The organism is Achromobacter sp. K91 (assembly GCF_003576205.1).
GTDB classification, from domain to species: Bacteria; Pseudomonadota; Gammaproteobacteria; order Burkholderiales; family Burkholderiaceae_B; genus Achromobacter; species Achromobacter aegrifaciens.
This window is the reverse complement of the sequence record NZ_QWFB01000056.1, coordinates 1-22,347: the sequence shown is the minus strand read 5'-3', so window position 1 is coordinate 22,347 and position 22,347 is coordinate 1. Positions and strand designations below refer to the sequence as shown.

17 protein-coding genes are annotated in these 22,347 nt (G+C 66.7%); 5 read left to right on the top strand and 12 right to left on the bottom strand.

Translation table 11 applies throughout. The features are described 5' to 3' along the window. The gene (locus DXK93_RS26950) at positions 1–861 is read right to left on the bottom strand and encodes an oxaloacetate decarboxylase (RefSeq protein ID WP_119451688.1); all 861 of its coding nucleotides are present in this window, start codon (positions 859–861) and stop codon (positions 1–3) included. Between the two features lie 103 nt (positions 862–964). On the opposite strand from DXK93_RS26950, the gene DXK93_RS26945 reads away from it, so the two are divergent. Then, entirely contained in the window at positions 965–1,843 is an 879-nt protein-coding gene (locus tag DXK93_RS26945) for a LysR family transcriptional regulator (protein ID WP_119451687.1), read from the top strand. Positions 1,844–1,877: 34 nt separating this feature from the next. On the opposite strand, the gene DXK93_RS26940 is transcribed toward DXK93_RS26945, so the two are convergent. The 4 genes from DXK93_RS26940 to DXK93_RS26925 form a co-directional block, all read right to left on the bottom strand. Further along, positions 1,878–2,693, bottom strand: coding sequence for a siderophore-interacting protein (locus tag DXK93_RS26940; protein ID WP_119451686.1), 816 nt, complete (start codon positions 2,691–2,693; stop codon positions 1,878–1,880). A 22-nt stretch (positions 2,694–2,715) separates the two neighbouring features. Further along, complete coding sequence (locus tag DXK93_RS32415) at positions 2,716–3,477, bottom strand: PadR family transcriptional regulator (protein WP_233564621.1); 762 nt, start codon at positions 3,475–3,477, stop codon at positions 2,716–2,718. Between the two features lie 77 nt (positions 3,478–3,554). Then, positions 3,555–4,448 carry a DMT family transporter gene (locus DXK93_RS26930; protein ID WP_119451769.1) on the bottom strand — a complete coding sequence of 298 codons (894 nt, stop codon included), beginning with the start codon at positions 4,446–4,448 and terminating at the stop codon, positions 3,555–3,557. Between the two features lie 91 nt (positions 4,449–4,539). Next, the gene (locus DXK93_RS26925) at positions 4,540–5,430 is read right to left on the bottom strand and encodes a helix-turn-helix transcriptional regulator (RefSeq protein ID WP_119451685.1); all 891 of its coding nucleotides are present in this window, start codon (positions 5,428–5,430) and stop codon (positions 4,540–4,542) included. A gap of 97 nt (positions 5,431–5,527) precedes the next feature. Here DXK93_RS26925 and DXK93_RS26920 point away from each other — a divergent pair, with 97 nt between their 5' ends. Further along, positions 5,528–6,970 carry an MFS transporter gene (locus tag DXK93_RS26920; RefSeq protein ID WP_119451684.1) on the top strand — a complete coding sequence of 481 codons (1,443 nt, stop codon included), beginning with the start codon at positions 5,528–5,530 and terminating at the stop codon, positions 6,968–6,970. Here the strand turns inward: DXK93_RS26920 and DXK93_RS32030 are convergent. The 7 genes from DXK93_RS32030 to DXK93_RS26885 form a co-directional block, all read right to left on the bottom strand. Beyond that, positions 6,964–7,425 (bottom strand): fimbrial protein, encoded by a 462-nt coding sequence (locus DXK93_RS32030; protein ID WP_158598578.1) that lies wholly within the window; start codon positions 7,423–7,425, stop codon positions 6,964–6,966. The two genes, DXK93_RS26920 and DXK93_RS32030, sit on opposite strands and share 7 nt — an antisense overlap. Before the next feature lie 575 nt (positions 7,426–8,000). Beyond that, complete coding sequence (locus tag DXK93_RS26910) at positions 8,001–10,580, bottom strand: fimbria/pilus outer membrane usher protein (RefSeq protein ID WP_119451682.1); 2,580 nt, start codon at positions 10,578–10,580, stop codon at positions 8,001–8,003. Positions 10,581–10,710: 130 nt separating this feature from the next. After that, positions 10,711–11,478: a molecular chaperone gene (locus DXK93_RS26905; RefSeq protein ID WP_119451681.1), complete on the bottom strand. Its 768-nt coding sequence runs from the start codon at positions 11,476–11,478 to the stop codon at positions 10,711–10,713. 132 nt (positions 11,479–11,610) lie between these two features. Further along, on the bottom strand, positions 11,611–12,144 hold the full coding sequence (locus DXK93_RS26900) for a fimbrial protein (protein WP_119451680.1): 534 nt from the start codon (positions 12,142–12,144) through the stop codon (positions 11,611–11,613). 438 nt (positions 12,145–12,582) lie between these two features. Beyond that, positions 12,583–13,353: a phytanoyl-CoA dioxygenase family protein gene (locus DXK93_RS26895; protein WP_119451679.1), complete on the bottom strand. Its 771-nt coding sequence runs from the start codon at positions 13,351–13,353 to the stop codon at positions 12,583–12,585. A 5-nt stretch (positions 13,354–13,358) separates the two neighbouring features. Next, positions 13,359–14,459 (bottom strand): AI-2E family transporter, encoded by a 1,101-nt coding sequence (locus DXK93_RS26890; protein ID WP_054458797.1) that lies wholly within the window; start codon positions 14,457–14,459, stop codon positions 13,359–13,361. Between the two features lie 150 nt (positions 14,460–14,609). After that, complete coding sequence (locus tag DXK93_RS26885; protein ID WP_054458795.1) at positions 14,610–15,677, bottom strand: LysR family transcriptional regulator; 1,068 nt, start codon at positions 15,675–15,677, stop codon at positions 14,610–14,612. 384 nt (positions 15,678–16,061) lie between these two features. On the opposite strand from DXK93_RS26885, the gene DXK93_RS26880 reads away from it, so the two are divergent. From DXK93_RS26880 to DXK93_RS26870, 3 genes are all read left to right on the top strand, one after another. Next, a complete protein-coding gene (locus DXK93_RS26880) occupies positions 16,062–17,258 on the top strand; it encodes an efflux RND transporter periplasmic adaptor subunit (RefSeq protein WP_054458793.1) in 1,197 nt (398 codons plus the stop codon). A 25-nt stretch (positions 17,259–17,283) separates the two neighbouring features. Next, positions 17,284–20,499: an efflux RND transporter permease subunit gene (locus tag DXK93_RS26875; RefSeq protein ID WP_054458791.1), complete on the top strand. Its 3,216-nt coding sequence runs from the start codon at positions 17,284–17,286 to the stop codon at positions 20,497–20,499. Between the two features lie 73 nt (positions 20,500–20,572). Continuing rightward, the gene (locus DXK93_RS26870; protein WP_054458788.1) at positions 20,573–22,051 is read left to right on the top strand and encodes an efflux transporter outer membrane subunit; all 1,479 of its coding nucleotides are present in this window, start codon (positions 20,573–20,575) and stop codon (positions 22,049–22,051) included. Positions 22,052–22,347: the final 296 nt, after the last annotated feature.

The window sequence follows — 22,347 nt, the reverse complement described above, 5'->3', positions numbered from 1 at the left end:
TTACTGCGTGTCCAGCGCCAGGTAGCGGCGCGTCTGCACGATCTCCTCCCGCTCCTTGAAGCTGGTGAGCTGATCGGCCAGCGCGCTGCTGTCGCCTGTCTGCTTGATGGCCGCAAGCGTGGCCTGCATGGCGTGGATGGCGGCGCGCTGCAGGTCCGATGGGATGATCGCCAGGCGGTAGCCCATGGCCGCCAGGTCGGCCAGCGGCGTGAGCGGCGTCTTGCCGCCGTAGAACATGTTGATGAGCTTCAGGCCCGGCAGGCGTTCGGCGATGGCGCGGATCTGCTCCAGCGTCTCGGGCGCTTCCACGAAGATCATGTCCGCGCCCGCCTTCAGATAGCGCTCGGCGCGCGAAAGCGCGGCCTCGAAACCTTCGACCGCAATGGCGTCGGTGCGCGCGATCACCAGCGCATCGGGGTCGCTCAGCGTCTGGCGCGCGATATGCACCTTGCGGCACATTTCCTCGGCGTCCACCAGGCTCTTGTCGTCCAGGTGGCCGCAGCGCTTGGGGAAGGACTGGTCTTCGATATGGAAGGCCGCCACGCCGGCGCGTTCCATGATGCGCACGGTGCGCTCCACGTTGGCCGAACCGCCAAAGCCGGTGTCGGCATCGGCCACCACCGGCAGGCCGCTGGCGTCCACGATCTTTTCCACGCGGTCCATGACCTCGGTGAAGCTGAGCAGGCCGATGTCCGGATAGCCGGCTGCGCGCGCGATGGCGCCGCCGCTGGCGTAGACGGCGGAAAAGCCGGCCGCGGCCACCAGCCGGGCCGACATGCCGTCATAGGCGCCGGGCGCCACGACGATGTCGCGGGCCAGGTGCTGGCGCAACAGGGTGCTGGGTTTGATGGAGGCAGTCATGCGGATTCCTTTGCGGGTGTCGTCGATGTATGCATGATCGGCCCGTCGCAATAGAATGTCCAATATATGGAAAATTCATAATCAATACTTTCAAAGTACCAATATGGAACTGCGTCACCTGCGTTACTTCGTCGCCACAGCCGAGGCCCAGCACTTCACACGCGCGGCCGAGCAGCTGGGCATGGCGCAGCCGCCGCTGTCGCAGCAGATCCGCCAACTGGAGCAGGAAGTCGGCACGCCGCTGTTCGATCGCACCGGGCGTGGCGTTGCGCTGAACGATGCCGGACGCGCCTTCCTGGTCTGCGCGCAAGACATCCTGCAGCGGGCAGACGCCGCTGTGCGCACGGCGCAGCGGGCCGCGCGCGGCGAAGTCGGCGAACTGACATTGGGATTCACGGAATCCGCGTCCTTCAGCGGCGTGGTGACGGAATTGATACGGCAGTACCGGCAGCGCTATCCGGACGTGGAGATGACGCTGTCGCAGGGCGATAGCGAAACGCTGGTGACGCAACTGCGCAGCGGCGCGATCGACGCGGCCTTCGTGCGCCCGCCCTTCGCGCTGGACGGCGGCCTGGCATTCACGCAACTGGCGCAGGAACCGCTGGTGGTGGCGCTGCCGCTGGGCCACGCGCTGGCGCGGCGCAAGCGGCTGGCGCCTGCCGATCTGCAGCAGGAACGCTTCATCCTGTATTCGCGCAAATCCGGCTATGGGCTCAGCGCCGACATCATGGCCGCCTGCCGCCAGCATGGACTGAATCCGCAGATCGGCCAACGCGCGCCGCAACTGTCATCAGCGGTGAATCTGGTGGCGGCGGGCATGGGCGTGGCCATCGTGCCGGAATCGCTGCGCCATCTGCGTCCCGACGGCGTGGTGTACCGCCCTTTCGCGCTGGACTGGCCGCGCGCGGTGCTGGGCCTCGCAGTGCGCGAGCAAGGCGCGGGCGGACGCGTGCGCAATCTGCTGGCGTTGGCCGGCGGCTGAAGGTCTCTACCCCGCCGCCAGCCGGCGCATCGATTCAGCCTTCGTGCGATTCGTGCACGGCCACGGCGCCGCGTTTCCAGTAGCTGGCGGCGCGGATGCGGCTCTTGTCGACGCCATGCTGCGCCACCATGATTTCCCGCACGGCCTTGGCCGCGGCCGATTCCGCGGCCACCCAGGCATAGCCTTCGCCCGGCGGCAGCGTCAGCTCGCGCGCGGCTTCCAGCAACAGGGTGCTGTAGCCCGCCGCGGTGCCGTTGCGGTGCAGCCAGCGCACCGAAGCCTGCGCTGCGGTAGCCAGCGGGATTTCGTTGGAGGCGTCCGGCACTTCGATCAGCACCAGCGCCTGCGCGCTGGCCGGCAGCTCTTCCAGGCGGCGGGCGATGGCGGGCAAGGCGGTTTCATCGCCGATCAGCACATGCCAGTCAAAGCCCGTGGGCACGACGAAGGAGCCGCGCGGCCCGCCTATGCCCAGCAGCTGGCCCGGCTTGGCCTGTTCGGCCCAGGTGGACGCGGGGCCGTCGCCGTGCAGCACGAAGTCGATGACGAGCTCCTTGCGCGCCGCGTCGAAAAAGCGCGGCGTGTAGTCGCGCGCGGCGGGCTTGGGCGTGTCCTCCGGGAACTTGATGCCGTCCGGGGTCACCACCGGCAGCGCCGGCGGCAAGGACGGATCGGCGGAAAAAAACAGTTTCACGTGGTCGTCGAACGAGGCGGACACGAAGTCCTGCAGCTCGTCGCCGGTGAAGGTGACGCGGGCCATCAGGCCGGCGACGCGTTCGACGCTGACAACGGTCAGCGTGCGCATCTTCAGGTTGTGGCGGACGCGTTCGACATTCAGGTCGTTGCGGGTCATGGATACTCCAGGAATGAGGTCTTCAGGAACAGCTCTGTTCCGTGATGTCGGCAGTGGCGCGGGCCAGGATGGCCGCGATGCGCCGCTGCTCGGCGGGCGAGGCGTCGGTGCGGTCCAGCAGCGCGCGCTTGAGCGCCTGGCGCGCGGCCACGAATTCCGGCAGCCAGCCGGTGGCGGTGTCTTCGCCTTCGGGGCCGACGTTGCGCGGCTGGCCGCTCCAGGCCTGGCGCATCCAGTCCATCTTGCGCGCCACGTGCTTGAGCTTGTTGAACATCAGCGCCAGGCGTTCGCGATTGCCGTCCAGGTGCGCACGGCCCGGTTCCGCCAGGTGATAGCGCTTCTTCGCGCCCTCTTGCTCGACGGTGGCGTAGCCCAGCTCTTCCAGGTAGGTCAGCGCGGGATACACCATGCCGGGGCTGGGCGTGTAGAAACCGTTGCTGAGCGCACCCAGCGCCTTGATCAGCTCGTAGCCATGGCTGGGATTCTTTTCCAGCAGGCCCAGCAGCATCAGCTGCAGGTCGTCGGCGCTGACTTTGCGGCTGCGGGTCCAGCCGCGGCCGTCGTCGCCGAAACCGCCCCCGAAGCCGCCGCCTTCGCCGCGCTCGTCGGCCGGACCGGAGAACCAGTCCCCGCCCGCGGCGGCGTGGCGCTGGTGGTGGCCATGGCCTTCGCCGTGGTGGCGATGGTGCCCATGGGGATGATGGGAATGGGAATGATCGTGGCGGCCCTGCGGCTTCTGGCGGGCTCGGCGCACGAATGCGGTAAGGAATTGGGCATCACGCATGGTTTACCTCCGATATCTATCGTACGAGTTATATCTTACGACATATATCTTACGATATACCTGCGATAGTCCAGCCGTCAAGCGCGACGTTCGATCACCCCTGCCGCGATCCCGCCCACGATGAGTGCCATGCCCGCCAGCAGCGAGGCGCTGACCGGCTCATGCAGGAACAGGGCCGCGCACAGCAGGCCGAACACGGGCACCCCCAGGAGCCCGATGGCAGTCACGCCTGCGGGCAATGCACGATTTACATTCACGGCAGCCCAGTGCGCCACCGCGATGCCGAACACGCCGGCATAGCCCAGCAGCCATGCCAAGTCGGCGCTCCACGCCACTTGCGGCGGACCTTCGGTTGCGTACGCTACGGCCGACAATACGGCCGAAGCCAACAGGGCCTGCCACAGCGCGAGTTCGAAGGGCGGCGTAACCCAGCGGTGTGCGCGCACGTAGACGATATTGGCCGCCCAGCACAGCGCCGCCAGCAGGATCAGGCCATTGCCCAACAGGGCATCGCGATTGGTCCAGTCGAAGGCCAGCGGATTGAAGATGACGACCAGCCCCAGGATGCCCAGCGCCAGCCCGGCCCGCCGGGCTGGCCCCACTGCCTCCCTCAGGAACAGCCAGGCGCCCGGTATCACCCACAAGGGCGTGGTGTAGGCCAGCACGGCCGAGCGGCCCGCCGGCACGTACAGCATGCCCAGGCTGACCAGCGCGGCAAACGCCCCCATGTGCAGCAGCCCCACGCTGAAAATCACCGGAAGGTCGGCCTTGACCGGCCGGGCCACGCGGCGCAGCGCGAGACCCAGCAACAGCAATGCGGCGGTGCCCGCAATGCTGCGCGCGGCCGCTGCCCAGATAGGCGTCATGTACTGCAACAGCAGCTTGTTGACGATCCAGGTGAAGCCCCAGGCCAGCACCACCACGCCCAGCAGCAGCAAGGCGTGGCGGCGGGAAAGCGCAGTGGTGGACATGGCCGGCGGAAGCATCCGCGAGGACGCGGCGGTATGAAGACGCCCCGACTATAGGAGCCGCCCACCACGGCTCCGTAGACCCACGGCGCGCCTATTCCCTGGTGCCACGTGCGGGCTTGGATCGGGCCGCTACGCGCCCCGCGAGCCAACGCTCGAACGCCGCCGCCTTGGGTTCGTCGGGCGCGGGCGCGTAAACCACCAGCCGCAGGTGCCGGCTCTCGTCCACCGACAAGGTGGAATGCTCGAACGCCAGCGCGCCCAGGGCTGGCAGGCAGAGGCTGCGCAGGCCCATGCAGGACCCGTGCACATCGTGTTCGCGCCACCAGCTCTTGAAGTCCGGCGATACGCGCTCCAGTTCATCCACCAGCTCTCCGACGTCCGGTGCCTGGCCCGCGCTGGCGAAGTCGCGCCGGAATGTGGACAGCATGGCGGGCGCTTGCGCTGGCCAGTCCACGAACAGTTCGCGCATCGCCGGATCCGCGAACAGCATCCACAACAGGTTCCTGCGGCCCGGCGCCTGCGTTGAAAAATTGAACACGCGGTCCGCGGCCGCATTCCACGCCACTACGTCCCAGCGCAGATTGAGGATGTAGGCCGGGCGCGTGGGCAGGTCGTCCATCAGGCGGCGCACCTGCGCGGGCACCGTGCACCAGGTGCGCCCCGGTTCCGATGGCGGACGCTGGTGCGCCAGCAGGTAGAGATGACGGCGTTCGGCCGCGTCCAGCTTCAGCACGCGCGCCAGGTTTTCCAGGAAGCCTGCCGACACGCTGATGTTGCGCCCTTGTTCGAACCAGGTGTACCAGGCCAGGCCCACGCCGGCCAACGCGGCCACTTCCTCGCGCCGCAATCCCGGCGTGCGCCGGCGGCCTCCCGCGGGCAGCCCCAGCGCGGCAGGACTGAGCCGTTCGCGGCGCAGCCGCAGAAATTCCGACAGATCGGCGCGGGTGCGCTCCAGGCGCTTGGGGGCTGCGGTTGCGGTCATGAGTCTATTGCACCTGGTAATAGCATAAACAGCTAAATTGTATAAGGCTAAAAGCCTCTCCAGAATAGCGCCCATCCTGACTCCGATGGCGCTTTCCATGTCTTCTTCCACACTCCCCTGCCCTGGCGCGCACGCCGCGCCGCAGCCCGCCTTGGGCCGCCTGGGCCTGGCCGTGCTGCTGTCTGGCGGCTTCATCACGATCTTCGATCTGTTCGTGGTGAACGTCGCCATTCCCAGCATGCAATCCACCTTGTCCGCCAGCTTCGCGCAGATCAGCTTCATCATCGCCGCCTACGAGCTGGCCTATGGCGTGCTGCTGATCGCGGGCAGCCGGCTGGGCGACCGCCATGGCCGGCGGCGCCTGTTCATGCTGGGCATGGCGGGGTTTGCGCTGGCCTCGGCGCTGTGCGGCCTGGCGCCCACGGCCGACACGCTGATCGCCGCGCGCATCCTGCAAGGCATGGCCGCGGCCATGCTGTTTCCGCAGGTGTATGCGTTGATCCGAGTCAGCTATCAGGGCCAGGAACGGCAGCGCGCCTTCGGCTTGTTGGGCATGACGCTGGGACTGGCGGCCATCGCCGGACAGGTGCTGGGCGGCTGGATCGTGCATGCCGACCTGTTCGGGCTGGCATGGCGCAGCATCTTCCTGCTCAACGTGCCGCTGGGCCTGTTGGCGTGGCGGCTGGCACGCCATATCCCGGAATCACGCGAGCCCTCGGCCGCCAGCATGGACTGGCCCGGTTCGGCGCTGGTGGGCGCAGGACTGGCCCTGCTGCTGCTGGCGCTGATAGAAGGTCCCGCGCGCCGCTGGCCCGTGTGGACGGTGGCCTGCGGCGTGGCGGCGCTGATCGCGCTGGCGCTGTTCGTGCGCATGCAGCGGCGTGTCGCGGCCCGCGGCGGCGCGCCGCTAGTTGACATGGCCTTGCTGGCGCAGCCGCGCTTCGCGGCGGGTTGTCTGCTGGTCATGCTGGTGTTCTCCACCGCCAGCGCCATGTTCCTCTGCTATGCGCTGCTGGTGCAGACTGGCTTCGGCCTGGACGCGCTGACGGCCGGTCTGATCTTCGCCCCCGCCAGCGTGGGCTTCGTGGCCGGATCGATGGCGGCGCCGCGGCTGGTGGCGCGCTTCGGCACGCTCGCCATCGCACTGGCCGCCCTGCTGTATGGCGGCGCCACGGCAACCTTGATGCTGCAGGTGGACGCGGCCGGCGCGAGCCTGGCGCCGTGGTCGCTGTTGCCGGCGCTGGTGTGGCTGGGCGCGGCCCAGGGCGCCGTCAACACGCCGCTGGTGAATCTGGCGCTGGGCTTCGTCGACGACCGCCACGCTGGCATGGCGGCCGGCGTGGTGTCGACCTTGCAGCAGGTGGGCGCGGCGCTGGGCGTGTCGGCGGCGGGCATGCTGTACGCCGGCGCACTCGATGCGCATGCCGCTGCGGGCGCGGCCGAACGTCATGCCAGCGCTTTTGCCAACGCCATGCAGTTCAATGTCGCCGCGATCCTGATCGCGGCGGTTCTGTTGTGGCGGCTGGGGCGCCGCTACTGATAGCTCATCGTGAACGTGGCCCGCGCATTGGCGGTTCCGACAGTCACGACCTCGTCGGTTTGCACGTAGCGCGCCGTCAACGGGATGGAAAAGACACTGGCTCCGGGCGACACGGTGCCTGCCTTCCATTGGCCAGGGTTGCCAAGCACGTTCGAGTCCGCGCCATATCCCAGCACCGTGGTGCCATTCAATATTTCGACCCCGACGCCCGTGGCGCCGGACCCGGGCGACAAGTTCAGCACCTTGGAGCGGTTGCCTGGCTTGGTGGCGTCCGTCAACGTGGCGTACACATCCAGCGAGCTCAGGCCATCCCCTCCCTTGCAACTCAGATCGATCTTGAAAGGGCGCTCAGCCGACGTCGAGCCGATACCCTTGAAAACCGTCTTGGAAACCACGCCCAGCGAGGTATGGATGGTGTCATTCGACGAAAAGGAACAAGTCGGCGGCCTTCTCACTCGTACGGTGGTCGTCCCGGCGTACCGGAACCGAGCATAGGTGTTCTGGGTACTTCCGAAGGTCCAAAAGGCGATATCCTCGCAACACCCAAAGGATCCAGAACCCACATTCCCAGTCTTGATCAGTTCATACTCGATCGTTACCTTCGGAGGGGTCCCTTCCACTACGGTCTCGCATTCCGTCGGCCAATAATTGGAGACGCAGGACCTGTACCGGGACTTGATGCGAGCGCCTACCCCGGGAATGCCAGTATTAAAGACCCCATTCTGTTCATATACGTCTAGGTAGATAAGCAAAGCGCCCGGGGGAGACTCTTCGGACGCACATCTACCAGGTATAAGCGCTCGGGTGCCCACCGTACCGGACCACATCACCTGACCGACACCCACGTCGGCATTAAGCTCGATCGTGGCAGGAAGGACGATCCCCAAAAAATGGGGTTGCTCACACGGAAATTGATCGCCGGCAGCGTTGGCGGGGGAGTAGACCAGCGACAGCAACGTCGCGCCAAGCAAAAACAGTATTCGAAACGTATTCATCTTGCGATTCCGGTCGAAGGTAAATTGAGAGATATCTAGCTGCAGCGGGTTTCGATCTGCCGATAGCTGTCCGGACCCGTGCCTTTTTCCGTGGCCGGAAGTTCATAATCCATGCGGCATACATCGCCAGGCAGTTCGCCCCACTTGACGGTCAATTGGCCGCGGTCCTGCAGGCCGCGCGCCAGCACACGGCTGGCCTGCCCGACCAGACCGACTTCCACACCATGCTCATCCACCACGCTGGCGCCGAACGGCAGCGGCTTGCCATCGGCTTTCAGCACCTGCAGCATGGCCGACCGCCCCGAGACCGTGGCGTACCGCAGCATCGCGACCGCACCGGCGCGCGGCGCCACCTGCTGGCTGGTGACCTGCAGTTCCACATCGGTGGACAGCCCCTTGGGATCGATTTCCACCGTGTTCATGCGATACGGCGTCAGATGCGGCACGACGGCATATCCACGGCTGTTGACGCGCACGCCCGAGGCATTGAGCAGACGCGCGCCTTCGGCGTCGGGCGCTTCAACGATGCCGAAGGTTTCCGAAAGCGGCTGCGACAGCGTCAGGCCGCCCGGATGCGCGACGAGCGCCCCGCGCACGCCTACCGAGCTTTGCGAATAGCCCGTACCCACGCCTGCGCTGCCCGTGAATTCGGCGACCGGCGCGCGGTAGAGCATGCTGGCGCTGCCGCCGTTCATGCTGTCGCCCGAACCGCCGGAAGCATGGTCGGCGCTAAGGCTGTAGGACAGATCATTGTCCTCGCCCGTGGAGCCGGACAACGTGCTTTGCACCCGCAAGCGGCCGTCGGAGTCGCGTCCGGCATTGGTCGACAGGCTGAGCGGATTGCTCTTGCCCAGCGGAATGCTGATGGTCGCGTAGACCGCGGTGCCCATCTGCTGCCGGCTGTCGCGCTGACGCTGGACGCTGATGTTGTAGCCCACGGTCTTGTACCGGTTCGCATAGGCGATGCTGTAGTTCACGTCGCGGCCGTCGCGGTTCCAATGGTCCACGCCCGAGGCGGTCAGGTTGATGCTGCCGCGCTGCCCGCCCAACTGCTGGCTCAGCATGATCGAGGCGCGGTTGCGCTCGCGCACCATGCTGCCGGTATAACGGTACTGGCCATAGCCGTAGAGCGAATTCATGGCTTCGTTCAGGCCGTAGAAGCCGCTGGTGGAATAGCGGTACGCCGCGATGGAGACGTTGGTGCCAGTGTTGGGCAGGTTCTTTGCATAGCTGGCGCGCATGCTGGTGCCGGTATGCGTAGCGTCTGCCTGCGACAGGCGCGACTGGGTCGCGTCCAGGCCGAACGCTCCGGCCGACGTATTCAGGGCCCCGCCCAACAAGACCGAGGTGTAGTTTTGCGCCACCGTGGCGCCGGCATAACCCGTGACCAGATTGGACAGGCCGCGTTGGTAAGTAGCCTGCAGGAAATGCGGGCTTTTCGACAACTGCTTGTTGCGCACGGCGCCGCCGACCACGCTATAGCGGCTCACGCCCGGGCGCAGCGACATCGGCACGGCGGCGTAGGGCACCGAAAACCTGCGCACGCTGCCGTCGGCTTCCTGCACCGACACATCCAGGTCGCCGCCGTAGCCGGTGGCGTACAGGTCAGTGATTTCAAAGGCCCCCGGCGCCACCGTGGTTTCGTAGATGACGACCGAGTTCTGCCGGATGGTGACCCGCGCGTTGCTGTTGGCCATGCCGCGCACCACGGGCGCGTAGCCGCGCATCGAGTCGGGCAGCATGCGATCGTCGCTGGCCAGGCGTACGCCCTTGAAGGGCGTGGACTCGAACAGTTCGCCGCTGGTATAGGCTTCGCCCAAGGTGAGTTGGGACGACAGCGCAACGATTTCGCGCTGCGCGTAAGTCGAGATGTTCTGGTACTGGCGCTGGCCCTGGGAATCGAAAGAATAGGAGCCGTTGTGGCGCAGACGCCAATCACCCAGGTTGACGCCCGCGCGCAAGCCTAGATAGCCCTGCCGCTGCGTGCCGCCGAACGCCTTGTTGCGGTAGTTGTACAGGTTGAAGTCGTAATCGACCATGGCCGCGTTGACGCCCGAGTCCCATAGTTCCGGACTGACGTAACCGCGGGCGTGGCGGCTCATGGCGGCCTGGGGAATGCTGAGGTCCAGGCGCTGGTCGCCGAAGTCGAAATCGCTGCCGGCGTCCGCGGCGATCTCGTCCAGGCGCAGGCTGGCGTCTTGCGCCAGCTTTGCGGTCGCCTCGGCGGGCAGCTTGCCCAGGTCGACGCCGATGCGCTGCAACAGCCGACGGTCGAACACGGGCTGCGCCGCCGCCTCGCCGGCAACCGCCGCGAACGGCACATCGACGCGGCCCACATAGCTTTGGTTGATGAACAAGTCCACCGAATAGTTGCCGGGCGCGGCCATGTTTCCCTTGGCGAAGCGCGACAGGTCGGTGCGCTGGCCCGAGCCGCCCATCAGGAAGGCATCCTCGAATTCCACCGAAGCCACCATCGTTCCGGATGCGTCGGCCTCGGCGGCCTGCGCCACCCGCTCATGCGCAACCAGGGCCACCAGCAGTGCCGCGCAAAGAGGGGTCAGACGCAGACTGACGCTATCTCGCGTATGCAGGAGCTTCGAAAGGGTTTTCTTCATGACGGCGGAGCTGAAAGAGTGGATTCGATGAAAACGCTGGACAACACTCTCCCCGCGGATGCCGTTGCCAGCATCCATCACTAAGGGAGTTTGGTGAGATGGGCGCCGCGCGCTTGCGCGGCCTTGCGACCTAGCGCAGGGAGGACGCGGGTCCCGACATGAGCGGCAGGGAGCCTTCGACGTTCGCGCCCCAGTCGTTGATGCTGTTGAACTTGACCTGGGCACCGCCTGCCGGCGGCGATGTCATTCCCGCGAGGGGAAACAACGTGGAGTCGCCCGGCTTGACGTAACCGGCTCCGGCATCGAAGGTCTGGCCGCCAGACTGCAGGCTGATCTTGCCCAGGTTCACGACATAGGGCGTGGGATTGCTGGCCTTCAGCGCATAGCCTTTGCCGGCCGCGGCGGGAGCGACCTCCCAACGCAGCTGCGCCGGCGCCTCGTCTGCCTGGCCCGGCAGGCCTTGCGGGCGATACATCACCTTGATGCGCGTGCGAAAGGCAAGCTGCAGGCGATTGGCGTCTTCGCCGGCCTGAGCCTTGGGCGGGACTTCCAGCACGTTAAGCCAGTACATGCTTTCCTTATCCTGCGGCATCGATTCCTTGGTGTGGATCAGACGCAGGGTCTGCCCCTTGCCGGGATCCACGCGGAAGATGGCGGGCGTCAGCACGAAGGGGACCTTCAGCGTTTCCGGCGCGTCGGTGATGCTGCCGTCGTCCAGCCACGACTGAACCAGGGCAGGCGTACGGCCGTCATTGCTCAGCTTGATGGTGACTTCGCGCTCCTGCGCCGGATAGATCACGCGCGTGCTGGAAATAACGACGCTGGCCTGCGCCTGGAGTGCAAAACAGCCCGCGGCAAGCGTTGCGGCGGCCATCAGGGTGCGGCGTAGAGTTTTCATGATGTAGCCCTTGGTGGTGGATGCTGCGTCTATGGTCGGTTTCCTTCCAAGCCGTCTCGGGGAGCGGGTGAGACGGCTTGCAGGGAAACACCTGCCTCGGCGGCCCCGGGAGGCGGCCGCCGAGTCGGCGCATTACTCGTAGGAGATCGAGTACTGCACGCGCGAGTTGGCGGCGCCGGCGGTGGCGTTGCCCAGCGAGTGGTACTCGACGAAGTAGTCCAGGTCAGCCTTGCCGCCGGACAGCGTCACGGTCTGCGAGTTCTGCTGGCCGATGGCCGCGCCGGCCATGATTTCGCCGAACGAGTTGTTCAGCAGGCCCAGTTCGACTTTCTCGGCGCCGCCGGCGTCAACGACCAGACGGCCGGTGGTTTGCGAAACGGTGGCGCCGCCTTCGAAGTGAACCGAAACCGGCTGGTCGGAGGTGCAGCCGCTCAGCGCAATCTTGAACGGCGTGCGGCCGGCGGTGGCGCCTGCGGCTTCCAGCGTCTTGGCCGACACGGCGGGCAGCGCAACGGTAAAGTTCTCGCCGCCGTTGCCGCCGTTGATCATGCAGGTATTGGCGGTGATGTTGCCGGTGAATTCGATGGTGCCGTCGGCGGCGTGGGCGCTGGCGAAGGAGACGAGGCCGGCGATGGCCAGAGCAGCGGTCAGGAGGGTCTTTTTCATGATGAGTCTTTTGAGTTGGGTTTTGAGGTGAGGGAAATCGCCTTTGCGGGCGGATCTTTGCTGCGTGCGCTAGTGCTTGAGGGACCGTTGGGGACAGGTCTTTTCAGTTCGCGTACTCAACAACTGCATCGTAGATTTCGCGGCGCAGGCCGCCCATCGGGCTAGTCCTCTCCGATCCGGGCAAGACATAGGACTAGGCCCATTTTTTGGCGCAGGCCCTCTCAGCACCGGAAAAAGCGCCCGCAGCCGAGCCCGCCAGCGAGCGGGCGCAGTGGTCGACAATCAAGGGGAAAGATCCCGTCAGGACACGAACCCGGACCGGGAAAGTCGGCGCATGCGGGGCCGCGCCCGGAAAAATTTCAGGCGGACTGCACGGGCCGCAGTGGCGGCTGATCGAGAAAGGAACAGCGCCGCAGAATGCGGCGCTGACTCAGAGCATCAGGCGGCCGGGACCGTCAGCGGCACGCCCGGCTGGCTGGCCGAGCGCGTGCCCGGCAGCGGATGACAGGACTGTGGATGGTAGGTATGCACCAGCGACAGCTTCACGCGGTCGCTGGCGTTGCCCTGGGCGGCATGCAGGGTCCGGCAATGGAAGAACACCACGTCGCCCGCCTGCAGTTCGGGGCAGACCGCGCGGGCGATCCACTCGGCGTTCTGGGGCGCGTCGTCGCGGAAGAACTTCTGCTGGTCGAACTGTTCCGGCGCGAAGGCGGCCGCGTGCGAACCCGGGATGAAGGACAGGCCGCCGTTGGCGCGCGTTTCCGGCCCCAGCGCCAGCCAGGTGGACACCAGATCGGTGTCGGAAAACGACCAATAGCGGATGTCCTGGTGCCAGCCGGTCAGGCTGCCATAGGCCGGATGCTTGGTCATCACGCAGTTGTGATGCACGGTGGACAGCACCGGCGTTTCGCCGAAGTAGCGTCCCAGCCACTGGCCGATGCGGGAATCGGCGGCCCATTGCGCGAACAAGGGGTCGCGGCCATAGGCGCCGAGCAGGCGCCGCACGGTCAGCCCGCCTTCGGCCGCGCGCGACTCGGGCGCGCCGGGATAGCGCAGGTCGGCTTCGTATTCGATGGGCGCGACGTGGTCGCGCAAATGGCGTTCGGCAACAGCGCGCAGCGCCGCCACCTGTTCCGGGCTGGCGAACTGGCGCGCCACCACGAAGCCCTGCTCGCGCAGGACGGCTATCTGGTCATCAGGCAACAACATGGCATTCAAGCAGCAGGGGGTTGGGCGGGAGGATTGATGCGGGCGGCATCGCGTTCCTGCACCTCATGGTGCACCCATTCGCGCCACACCGCCACCAGCAGGGCCATCAGCACGGGGCCGACGAACAGCCCGACGATGCCCATCGTCTTCACGCCCCCCACCAACCCGAAGAAGGTCGGCAGGAAAGGCAGCTTGACCGGCCCGCCCACCAGCCGCGGACGCAGGGTCTTGTCGACGATGAAGAGTTCCACGCTGCCCCACACCATCAGCGCGATGCCCGCCACCAGATGGCCCGAGCCGACCAGATAGAGCGACACCAGCGTGAACGACAGCGGCGCGCCGCCGGGTATCAGCGCCATGAAGCCGGTGACCACGCCCAGCAGCACGGGCGACGGCACGCCCGCCACCCAGTAGGCGATGCCCAGCACCACGCCCTCGCCCAGGGCGATCAGGCCCATGCCGGTGACGGTGGAGTTGATGGTGGCCGGCACCACGCGCGAAAAGCGCTGCCAGCGGGCAGGCAGGATGCGTTCGCCCAGCACGTCCAGCTGGGCCACCATGCGGATGCCGTCCTTGTAGACGAAGAACAGCGTGATCAGCATGAACAGCACGGTCAGCAGCAACTGGAACACATTGCCCGTGGCCGCCAGGACCATGCGGTAGATATTGCCCAGATGCTCGCCGCTGACGGCCTCGACCAATGCGCCCAGCGCATGCGGCTGGCCAATATAGGATTCCCAGTACTGGCTCAGGCGCTCGCCCACCACGGGCATGGAGGTGATCCAGTTGGGCACGGCCACGCCATGGCGGTTGGCGGCGATGGCCCAGGCGAAGAAGGTACTGGCTTCCTTGATGGCGTAGGACAGCGCGAACGACATCGGCACGATCAGCACGACGATCACCACCAGCAGCGCCAGCGAGGCTGCCAGCGCGTTGCGGCCGCCGCAGCGCGCGACCAGCCGCTGGTACAAGGGCCAGCTGGCCAGGCCGATGATGAGTGCGGCGAGCGCGGGGACCAGGAAACCGCTGAGGAAGTACACCCCCGCCAACAGCACGAGCAACAAAAGCCAACGGGCGATCAGGTAAGCGGGTAGTACAGGCTGCATGGAGCGGATCGACAGTAAGGACGTTGTAGGCTTTGACTGTCGGACTATACAGACGTTTCATGCAATTCGAGGGACGCAAGGTCTGTATTTACTACGGGGTTTCCCGTGATTCCCCAGGTGGAGGGCGGATCCGCCCCCCACGCCATGCGCTTACAACGCGTACTCCGCGGCCTCTTCGCGCGCGGTACGGCGGCGCGGCGGCAGGTATTCCTCCAGCGCAGGCCTGGGCGCGGCAGACGGCGCGGCGTTCGCCTGGCCAGCCCCGCGGGCGTAGACGCTGCAACTGGCCGCGGCCGGATCGGTCTCGTCGCGGCCGCTCAGTAGCGGGCAACTGGCGAACAATTCAGCGGCCCAGTCGGTGAAGGCGCGCACCTTGGGCGAAAGCTGGCGGCTTTGCGGATACAGCACCGAAATCGCGGTGGGGCTGGGCTTCCATTGCGGCAGCACCTCGATGAGTTCGCCCGATTGCAGGTGCGGCAGCGCCATGTAACGCGGTGTCTGGATCAAGCCGAAGCCCTTGAGCCCGCAATCCAGGTAGGCGCCGGATTCGTTCACCGACACCACGCCCTTCATTTCGACTTCCTGGTGCTTGCCGTCGACCCGGAAATCCCAGGCGCAATTGCGGCCGGTACGGCTGGAGAAATAGTGCACGGCGTGATGGTCGCGCAGTTCGTCGATGCTCTGCGGCAAGCCATGGCGCGCCACATAGGTGGGCGAGGCGCAGGTCACGCTCTGCAGCGTGCCGATGCGGCGCGCGACCAGGCTGGAATCCTCCAGGTCGCCGGCGCGGATCACGCAATCCACGGCCTCCTGCACCATGTCGACCGGGCGGTCGCCCAGGCCCAGCACCAGCTCCACGTCGGGATATTTGTCGTGGAAATCACACAATGAGGGGATCAGGATCAGCCGCCCGATGCAGGTTGGGGCATCGATGCGCAGCCTGCCCTTCAGGCGCAGGGCCGCTTCCTGGAAGCAGGCCTCGGTTTCCTCGACGTCGGCCAGAATGCGCACGCAGTGCTGGTAATAGCCCGCGCCGTCGGGCGTCAGGCCGATACGGCGCGTGGTGCGGTTGAGCAGGCGCACGCCCAAGAGGCGTTCGAGGTTCTGGATGATGGTGGTGACGGTGGTGCGCGGAAGCGAGAGGCTGTCGGCCGCCCGGGTGAAGCTATTGGCGTCCACGACGCGCACAAACACCTGCATAGCCTGAAAACGGTCCATGGCGACGGTGTCCTTTAGGGGAAATAGTCGGTGTGGACGGAGCATAACCCGATTTCGGCGTTGATTAGTCGATCCTTACGACTAGTGTTGCCGAAACATCAGGGTTTATCCGACCCCCTAAACCGCTCAGAATGCAAACCATCTTGAAGTGCCCTTGCCGCCAGGCGCCATCAAAGGGCAAGCCTATCCTCAGATTCCGGCACCCGCAAAGACCCGCCCCGATCAGGCGCCTTTGCCTGGGATGCGCAGCAGCATTGCATGTTGCATTGCGGCATTTCCGCCGGATCCCGAGGACAGGCCTGCCCCAGGCCGCCGCAGCCGCCTCCGCCCCCAGGCTCATCCAGGCAAGCGCGCTTTCGCCCCATCATCTCTCAAGGAAACACCATGGTTTCGCGCAATCGTATTGCTGTGCTCGCCGTCTTTGCCGCCATCGTCGCCGCTGGCGGCGGTTATGCCCTCTTCCGCGCTCCCGCTGGCGCCAATGCGGCGCAGGCGCAGACTGCCCCCACGGCGCCGCCAGTCGAAGTGGCCGAGGTCCTGAACAAGACCATCGTGGACTGGCAGCGCTACTCCGGCCGCCTGGAAGCCATCGACCGCGTCGACATCCGTCCCCTGGTGTCGGGCACCCTGACCGCCGTGCACTTCCAGGACGGCAGCATCGTCAAGAAGGGCGACGTGCTCTTCACCATCGACCCGCGTCCCTACGCGGCCGAGGTGGACCGCGCCGCCGCCGCCCTGACCGCCGCGAAGGCCCGCGCCTCGTATACCGCCAGCGAACTGGCCCGCGGCCAGCGCCTGCTGACGGACAACGCCATCGCCCGCCGCGATTTCGAGGAAAAGCAGAACGCCGCACGCGAAGCCGCCGCCAACCTGCAAGGCGCCCAGGCGGCGCTGGACTATGCCAAGCTGAACCTCGGCTACACCCGCATCGAAGCCCCGGTGGACGGCCGCGTGTCGCGCGCCGAGGTCACGGTGGGTAACGTGGTGGCGGCTGGCGCCGGCTCCGTGCCGCTGACCCGCCTGGTGTCGGTGTCCAAGATGTACGCATCGTTCGACGTGGATGAACAAACCTTCCTGCGCTATGTGAACCCTGCGCGCGGCGGCCGCGCCGGCGCCGTGCCGGTGGAGCTGGGCCTGGCCAACGAGGAAGGCTATTCGCGCACCGGCGTCGTGCAGTCCGTGGACAACCGCCTGGACACCACCTCCGGCACGATCCGCGTGCGCGCCGAGTTCGACAACGCCGACGGCCAGCTGCTGCCCGGCCTGTACGCCCGCGTCCGCCTGGGCGGCAGCGAACCGCGCCAGGCCGTGCTGATCGACGAAAAGGCCATCGGCACCGACCAGGACAAGCGCTACGTGCTGGTGCTGGACGACAAGAACCATGCCGTCTACCGCCAGGTCAAGCTGGGCGCCAACCAGGAAGGCCTGCGCGTGGTCGATTCGGGCCTGGCCGCCGGCGAACGCATCGTCGTCAACGGCCTGCAGCGCATCCGTCCCGGCGATGCCGTGACCCCCACCGTCGTCCCCATGGTTGCGGCCCAACGCAACCCGGTCAAGACCGCCTCGGCCACCCTGAACTGAGCCGGCGCGTCTAACGAGAACGTCCATGAATATCTCGAAATTCTTCATCGACCGGCCGATCTTCGCCGGCGTGCTGTCGGTCCTGGTGCTGCTGGCGGGCCTGCTGGCCATGTTCCAGCTGCCCATCTCCGAGTATCCGGAAGTGGTGCCGCCGTCCGTGGTCGTGCGCGCGCAGTATCCAGGCGCCAACCCCAAGGTCATCGCCGAAACCGTGGCCTCGCCGCTGGAGGAATCCATCAACGGCGTCGAGGACATGCTGTACATGCAGTCGCAGGCCAACAGCGACGGCAACCTGACCCTGACGGTCAACTTCAAGCTGGGCGTGGACCCGGACAAGGCGCAGCAGCTGGTGCAGAACCGCGTGTCGCAAGCGCTGCCGCGCCTGCCGCCGGACGTGCAGCGCCTGGGCGTGACCACGGCCAAGAGCTCGCCCACGCTGACGCTGGTGGTGCACCTGATCTCGCCCAATGACCGCTACGACATCACCTACCTGCGCAACTACGCGATCCTGAACGTCAAGGACCGCCTCGCCCGCATCACCGGCGTGGGCGAAGTGACGGTGTGGGGCTCGGGCAACTATTCCATGCGCGTCTGGCTGGACCCGCAGAAAGTCGCCCAGCGCGGCATGACCGCGAGCGAAGTTGTCGCCGCCATCCGCGAACAGAACGTGCAGGTCGCCGCCGGCGTCATCGGCGCGTCCCCCACGCTGGGTGACGTGCCGCTGCAGCTGAACGTGAATGCCCGCGGCCGCCTGCAGACCGAAGAGGAATTCCGCGACATCATCCTGAAGACCTCGCCCGATGGCGCGGTGACCTACCTGTCGGACGTGGCCCGCGTGGAACTGGACGCGCAGGAATACGGCTTGCGGTCGCTGCTGGACAACAAGCAGGCGGTGGGCATGGGCATCATGCAGTCGCCCGGCGCCAACGCGCTGGACGTGTCCAGCCAGGTGCGCGCCGCCATGGCCGAGCTGTCGCAGGACTTCCCGCCGGGCGTGGAATACCGCATCGAATACGACCCCACCCAATTCGTGCGCGCCAGCATCAAAGCCGTGGTGACCACGCTGCTGGAAGCGATCGCCCTGGTGGTGCTGGTGGTGATCCTGTTCCTGCAGACCTGGCGCGCGTCCATCATCCCGCTGCTGGCGGTGCCCGTGTCCATCGTGGGGACCTTCGCCCTGCTGCTGATGTTCGGCTATTCCATCAACGCGCTGTCGCTGTTCGGCATGGTGCTGGCCATCGGCATCGTGGTGGACGACGCCATCGTGGTGGTGGAAAACGTGGAGCGCAACATCGCCGCGGGCCTGAGTCCGCGCGACGCGACCTATCGCGCCATGCGTGAGGTCAGCGGCCCCATCATCGCCATTGCGCTGACGCTGTGCGCGGTGTTCGTGCCGCTGGCCTTCATGACGGGCCTGACCGGCCAGTTCTACAAGCAGTTCGCCATGACCATCGCCATCTCGACGGTGATCTCGGCCTTCAACTCGCTGACCCTGTCGCCCGCGCTGTCGGCCATCCTGCTCAAGAGCCACCACGACAAGCCCGACTGGCTGACCCGTGGCATGAACCGCGTCTTCGGCCGCTTCTTCAACTGGTTCAACAATATGTTCGGCCGCGCGTCCGAGTCGTACGGCACGGGCGTCACCAAAGTGATCCGCCGCAAGGCCAGCGCCATGGGCGTGTACGCCGTGCTGGTGGCCGCCACCGTCGGCGTCTCCTATCTGGTGCCCGGCGGTTTCGTGCCCGCGCAGGACAAGCAGTACCTGATCGCCTTCACGCAGCTGCCCAACGGCGCCTCGCTGGACCGCACGGACGCGGTGATCCGCCGCATGAGCGACATCGCCCTGAAGGAACCCGGCGTACAGAGCACCATCGCCTTCCCCGGCCTGTCGATCAACGGCTTCACCAATAGTTCGAGCGCCGGCATCGTGTTCGTCATGCTCAAGCCCTTCGAAGAGCGCAAGAACGCCGCGCTGTCGGGCGACGCCATCGCGGGCTCGCTCAACCAGAAGTTCGCGGCCATCCAGGACTCGTTCATCGCCGTGTTCCCGCCCCCGCCCGTGATGGGCCTGGGCACGCTGGGCGGTTTCAAGTTCCAGATCGAAGACCGCAGCGCCGCCGGCTACGCCGCACTGGACAAGGCCAAGCAAGCCTTCCTGGAAAAGGCGCGCCAGACGCCGGAACTGGGCCCCGCCTTCTCCAGCTATGAGATCAACGTGCCGCAGCTGGACGTGGACCTGGACCGCGTCAAGGCCAAGCAACTGGGCGTGCCGGTGACGGAAGTCTTCGACACCATGCAGATCTACCTGGGCTCGATGTATGTCAACGACTTCAACCGTTTCGGCCGCGTCTTCCAGGTGCGGGCGCAAGCCGACGCGCAATTCCGCGCGCACGCCGACGACATCCTGCAACTGAAGACCCGCAACGTCGCCGGCGAAATGGTGCCGCTGTCCTCGCTCGTCACCGTCAACCAGACCTTCGGCCCGGAAATGGTGGTGCGCTACAACGGCTACACCGCCGCCGACATCAACGGCGGTCCGGCGCCCGGCTACTCGTCCGACCAGGCCCAGGCCGCGGCCGAGCGCATCGCCGCCGAGACCCTGCCGCGCGGCATGAAGATGGAGTGGACCGACCTGACCTACCAGCAGATCCTGGCGGGCAACGCGGGCCTGTGGGTGTTCCCGATCAGCGTGCTGCTGGTGTTCCTGGTGCTGGCCGCGTTGTACGAAAGCCTGACCCTGCCGCTGGCCGTGATCCTGATCGTGCCGATGAGCATCCTGGCCGCGCTGACGGGCGTCTACCTGACCGGCAACGACAACAACATCTTCACGCAGATCGGCCTGATGGTGCTGGTGGGCCTGTCGGCGAAAAACGCGATCCTGATCGTGGAATTCGCCCGCGAACTGGAAATGAACGGCCGCAGTCCGCTGGACGCCGCCATCGAGGCCAGCCGCCTGCGCCTGCGCCCCATCCTGATGACGTCCATCGCGTTCATCATGGGCGTGGTGCCGCTGGTGCTGTCCTCGGGCGCGGGTTCTGAAATGCGCCAGGCCATGGGCATCGCGGTGTTCTTCGGCATGCTGGGCGTGACCCTGTTCGGCCTGTTCCTGACCCCCGTGTTCTACGTGCTGCTGCGCACGCTGGGCGGCAAGACGCTGCACTCCGCCGCGCCGCACGAGGCTCCCGTGTGCGTCCCGCACGTGGCCCCGAACGCGCAACCCGCCCAGCAACATCACGCCTGAGCCGGCTCACCACAGTAGCTAGACAGCGCCTTCCGCCCCCTAGGCGGAAGGCGCCCACAAGAGAATAGTCATCATGATCAAAAGACTGACCCGCGGTTCCGCCCTGCTTGCCGTCCTGCTCGTGCTGGCCGGCTGCGCGGTGGGCCCCACCTACGAACGCCCCTCGGCCGCGGTGCCCGCGGCCTTCAAGGAAGCCGCCCTGCCCGCATCCGAGGCCGGCACCTGGAAGACCGCCGAACCGTCGGAAGACGCGCTGCGCGGCGCCTGGTGGAAAGTGTTCGGCGACGAAGGGCTGAACCAGCTGCAGGAAGAAGCCCAAAAGGCCAACCAGAACCTGCAGGCCGCCGCCGCCCGCCTGACCCAATCGCGCGCGCTGCAACGCGAAGCCCGCGCCGGCTTCTTCCCCAACCTGGACGCCGCCTTCGGCCCCAACCGCCAGCGCCCCTCGGCCGTGTCGCAGGGCCTGCCCGACGGCACCTCGACCAGCCCGGTCACGACTTGGCGCGCCCAAGGCGCCGTTTCCTACGAAGCCGACCTGTTCGGCCGCGTCGCCTCCACCTACGACGCCGCCAGCGCCGACGCCCAGCAAAGCGAGGCCCTGTACCGTTCCGTGCTGCTGGCCCTGCAGGCCGACGTCGCCACCACCTACTTCCTGGTGCGCGAACAGGACGCCGAATCGCAGCTCTACCGCCAGACGGTCAAGCTGCGCACCGACACCCTGCAACTGATCCAGCGCCGCTACGACGCCGGCGACATCAGCGAACTCGACCTGGCCCGCGCCAAGGCCGAACTTGCCAGCGCGCAATCCGAAGCCCTGGGCATCGACCGCCGCCGCGCCGCCTCCGAGCACGCGCTGGCCGTGCTGCTGGGGCGCGCCCCGTCAGACTTCGCCATGCCCGAGCAGCCCATCCAGAAGGTCGCGCTGTCGATCCCCGCCGGCCTGCCATCCACGCTGCTGGAACGCCGCCCCGACATCGCCGCCGCCGAACGCGCCATGGCCGCCGCCAACGCCCGCATCGGCGCGGCCAAGTCCGCGTTCTTCCCGCGCCTGGACATCACCGGCGCCTTCGGCTACGAGTCCTCGGACCTGGGCAACCTGTTCCAGTGGTCCAGCCGCACCTTCCTGCTGGGTCCGCTGGTCGGCGCCGCGCTGTCCATGCCCATCTTCGACGGCGGCCGCCGCCAGGCCGGCCTGGACCGCGCCCGTGCCGTCTACGAGGAAGACGTCGCCGTCTACCGCCAGACCGTGCTGAACGCGTTCCGCGAAGTGGAAGACAACCTGGCCAACCTGCGCATCCTGGCCGACCAGACCAAGGCGCAAGACGCAGCCGTCGACGCAGCCGCCCGCGCCGCCAAGCTCTCGCACACACAGTACCGCGAAGGCTCCATCAGCTACCTGGACGTCATCGAAGCCGATCGCAGCGTCCTGCTGCAGCAACGCGTCGCCGTGCAGCTCAGCGGTGAACAAGCGCGCTCGGCCGTAGGCCTGATCCGCGCAATTGGCGGCGGCTGGGAGAACCCGGTGCCGCCGGAAACGGTGGCATCGAAGTAAGAGGCAGGCGCGCCACGGGCAAGACACGGCAGCCCGTTGGCACCAGTTCGGAGCGCCCACGGCAGCAACCGCAATCGCTGTCGGTGTCACGGGCGCAGTAGCAGTAGCAGTAGCAGTAGCAGTAGCAATAGCAAGACCAAGCGTAAGCCCCAGATCGGCCGCCCGCGCGGCCGATCTGGGGCGGGCCCCGCAAGATCTTCCGCCAACCGCTACCGGCGCCAAGAACGCCAAGCAAACCACCCGCCCCAGCGCCCGTAAAGATCCAACCAGCCGAGCCCTGTCTCTTATACACATCT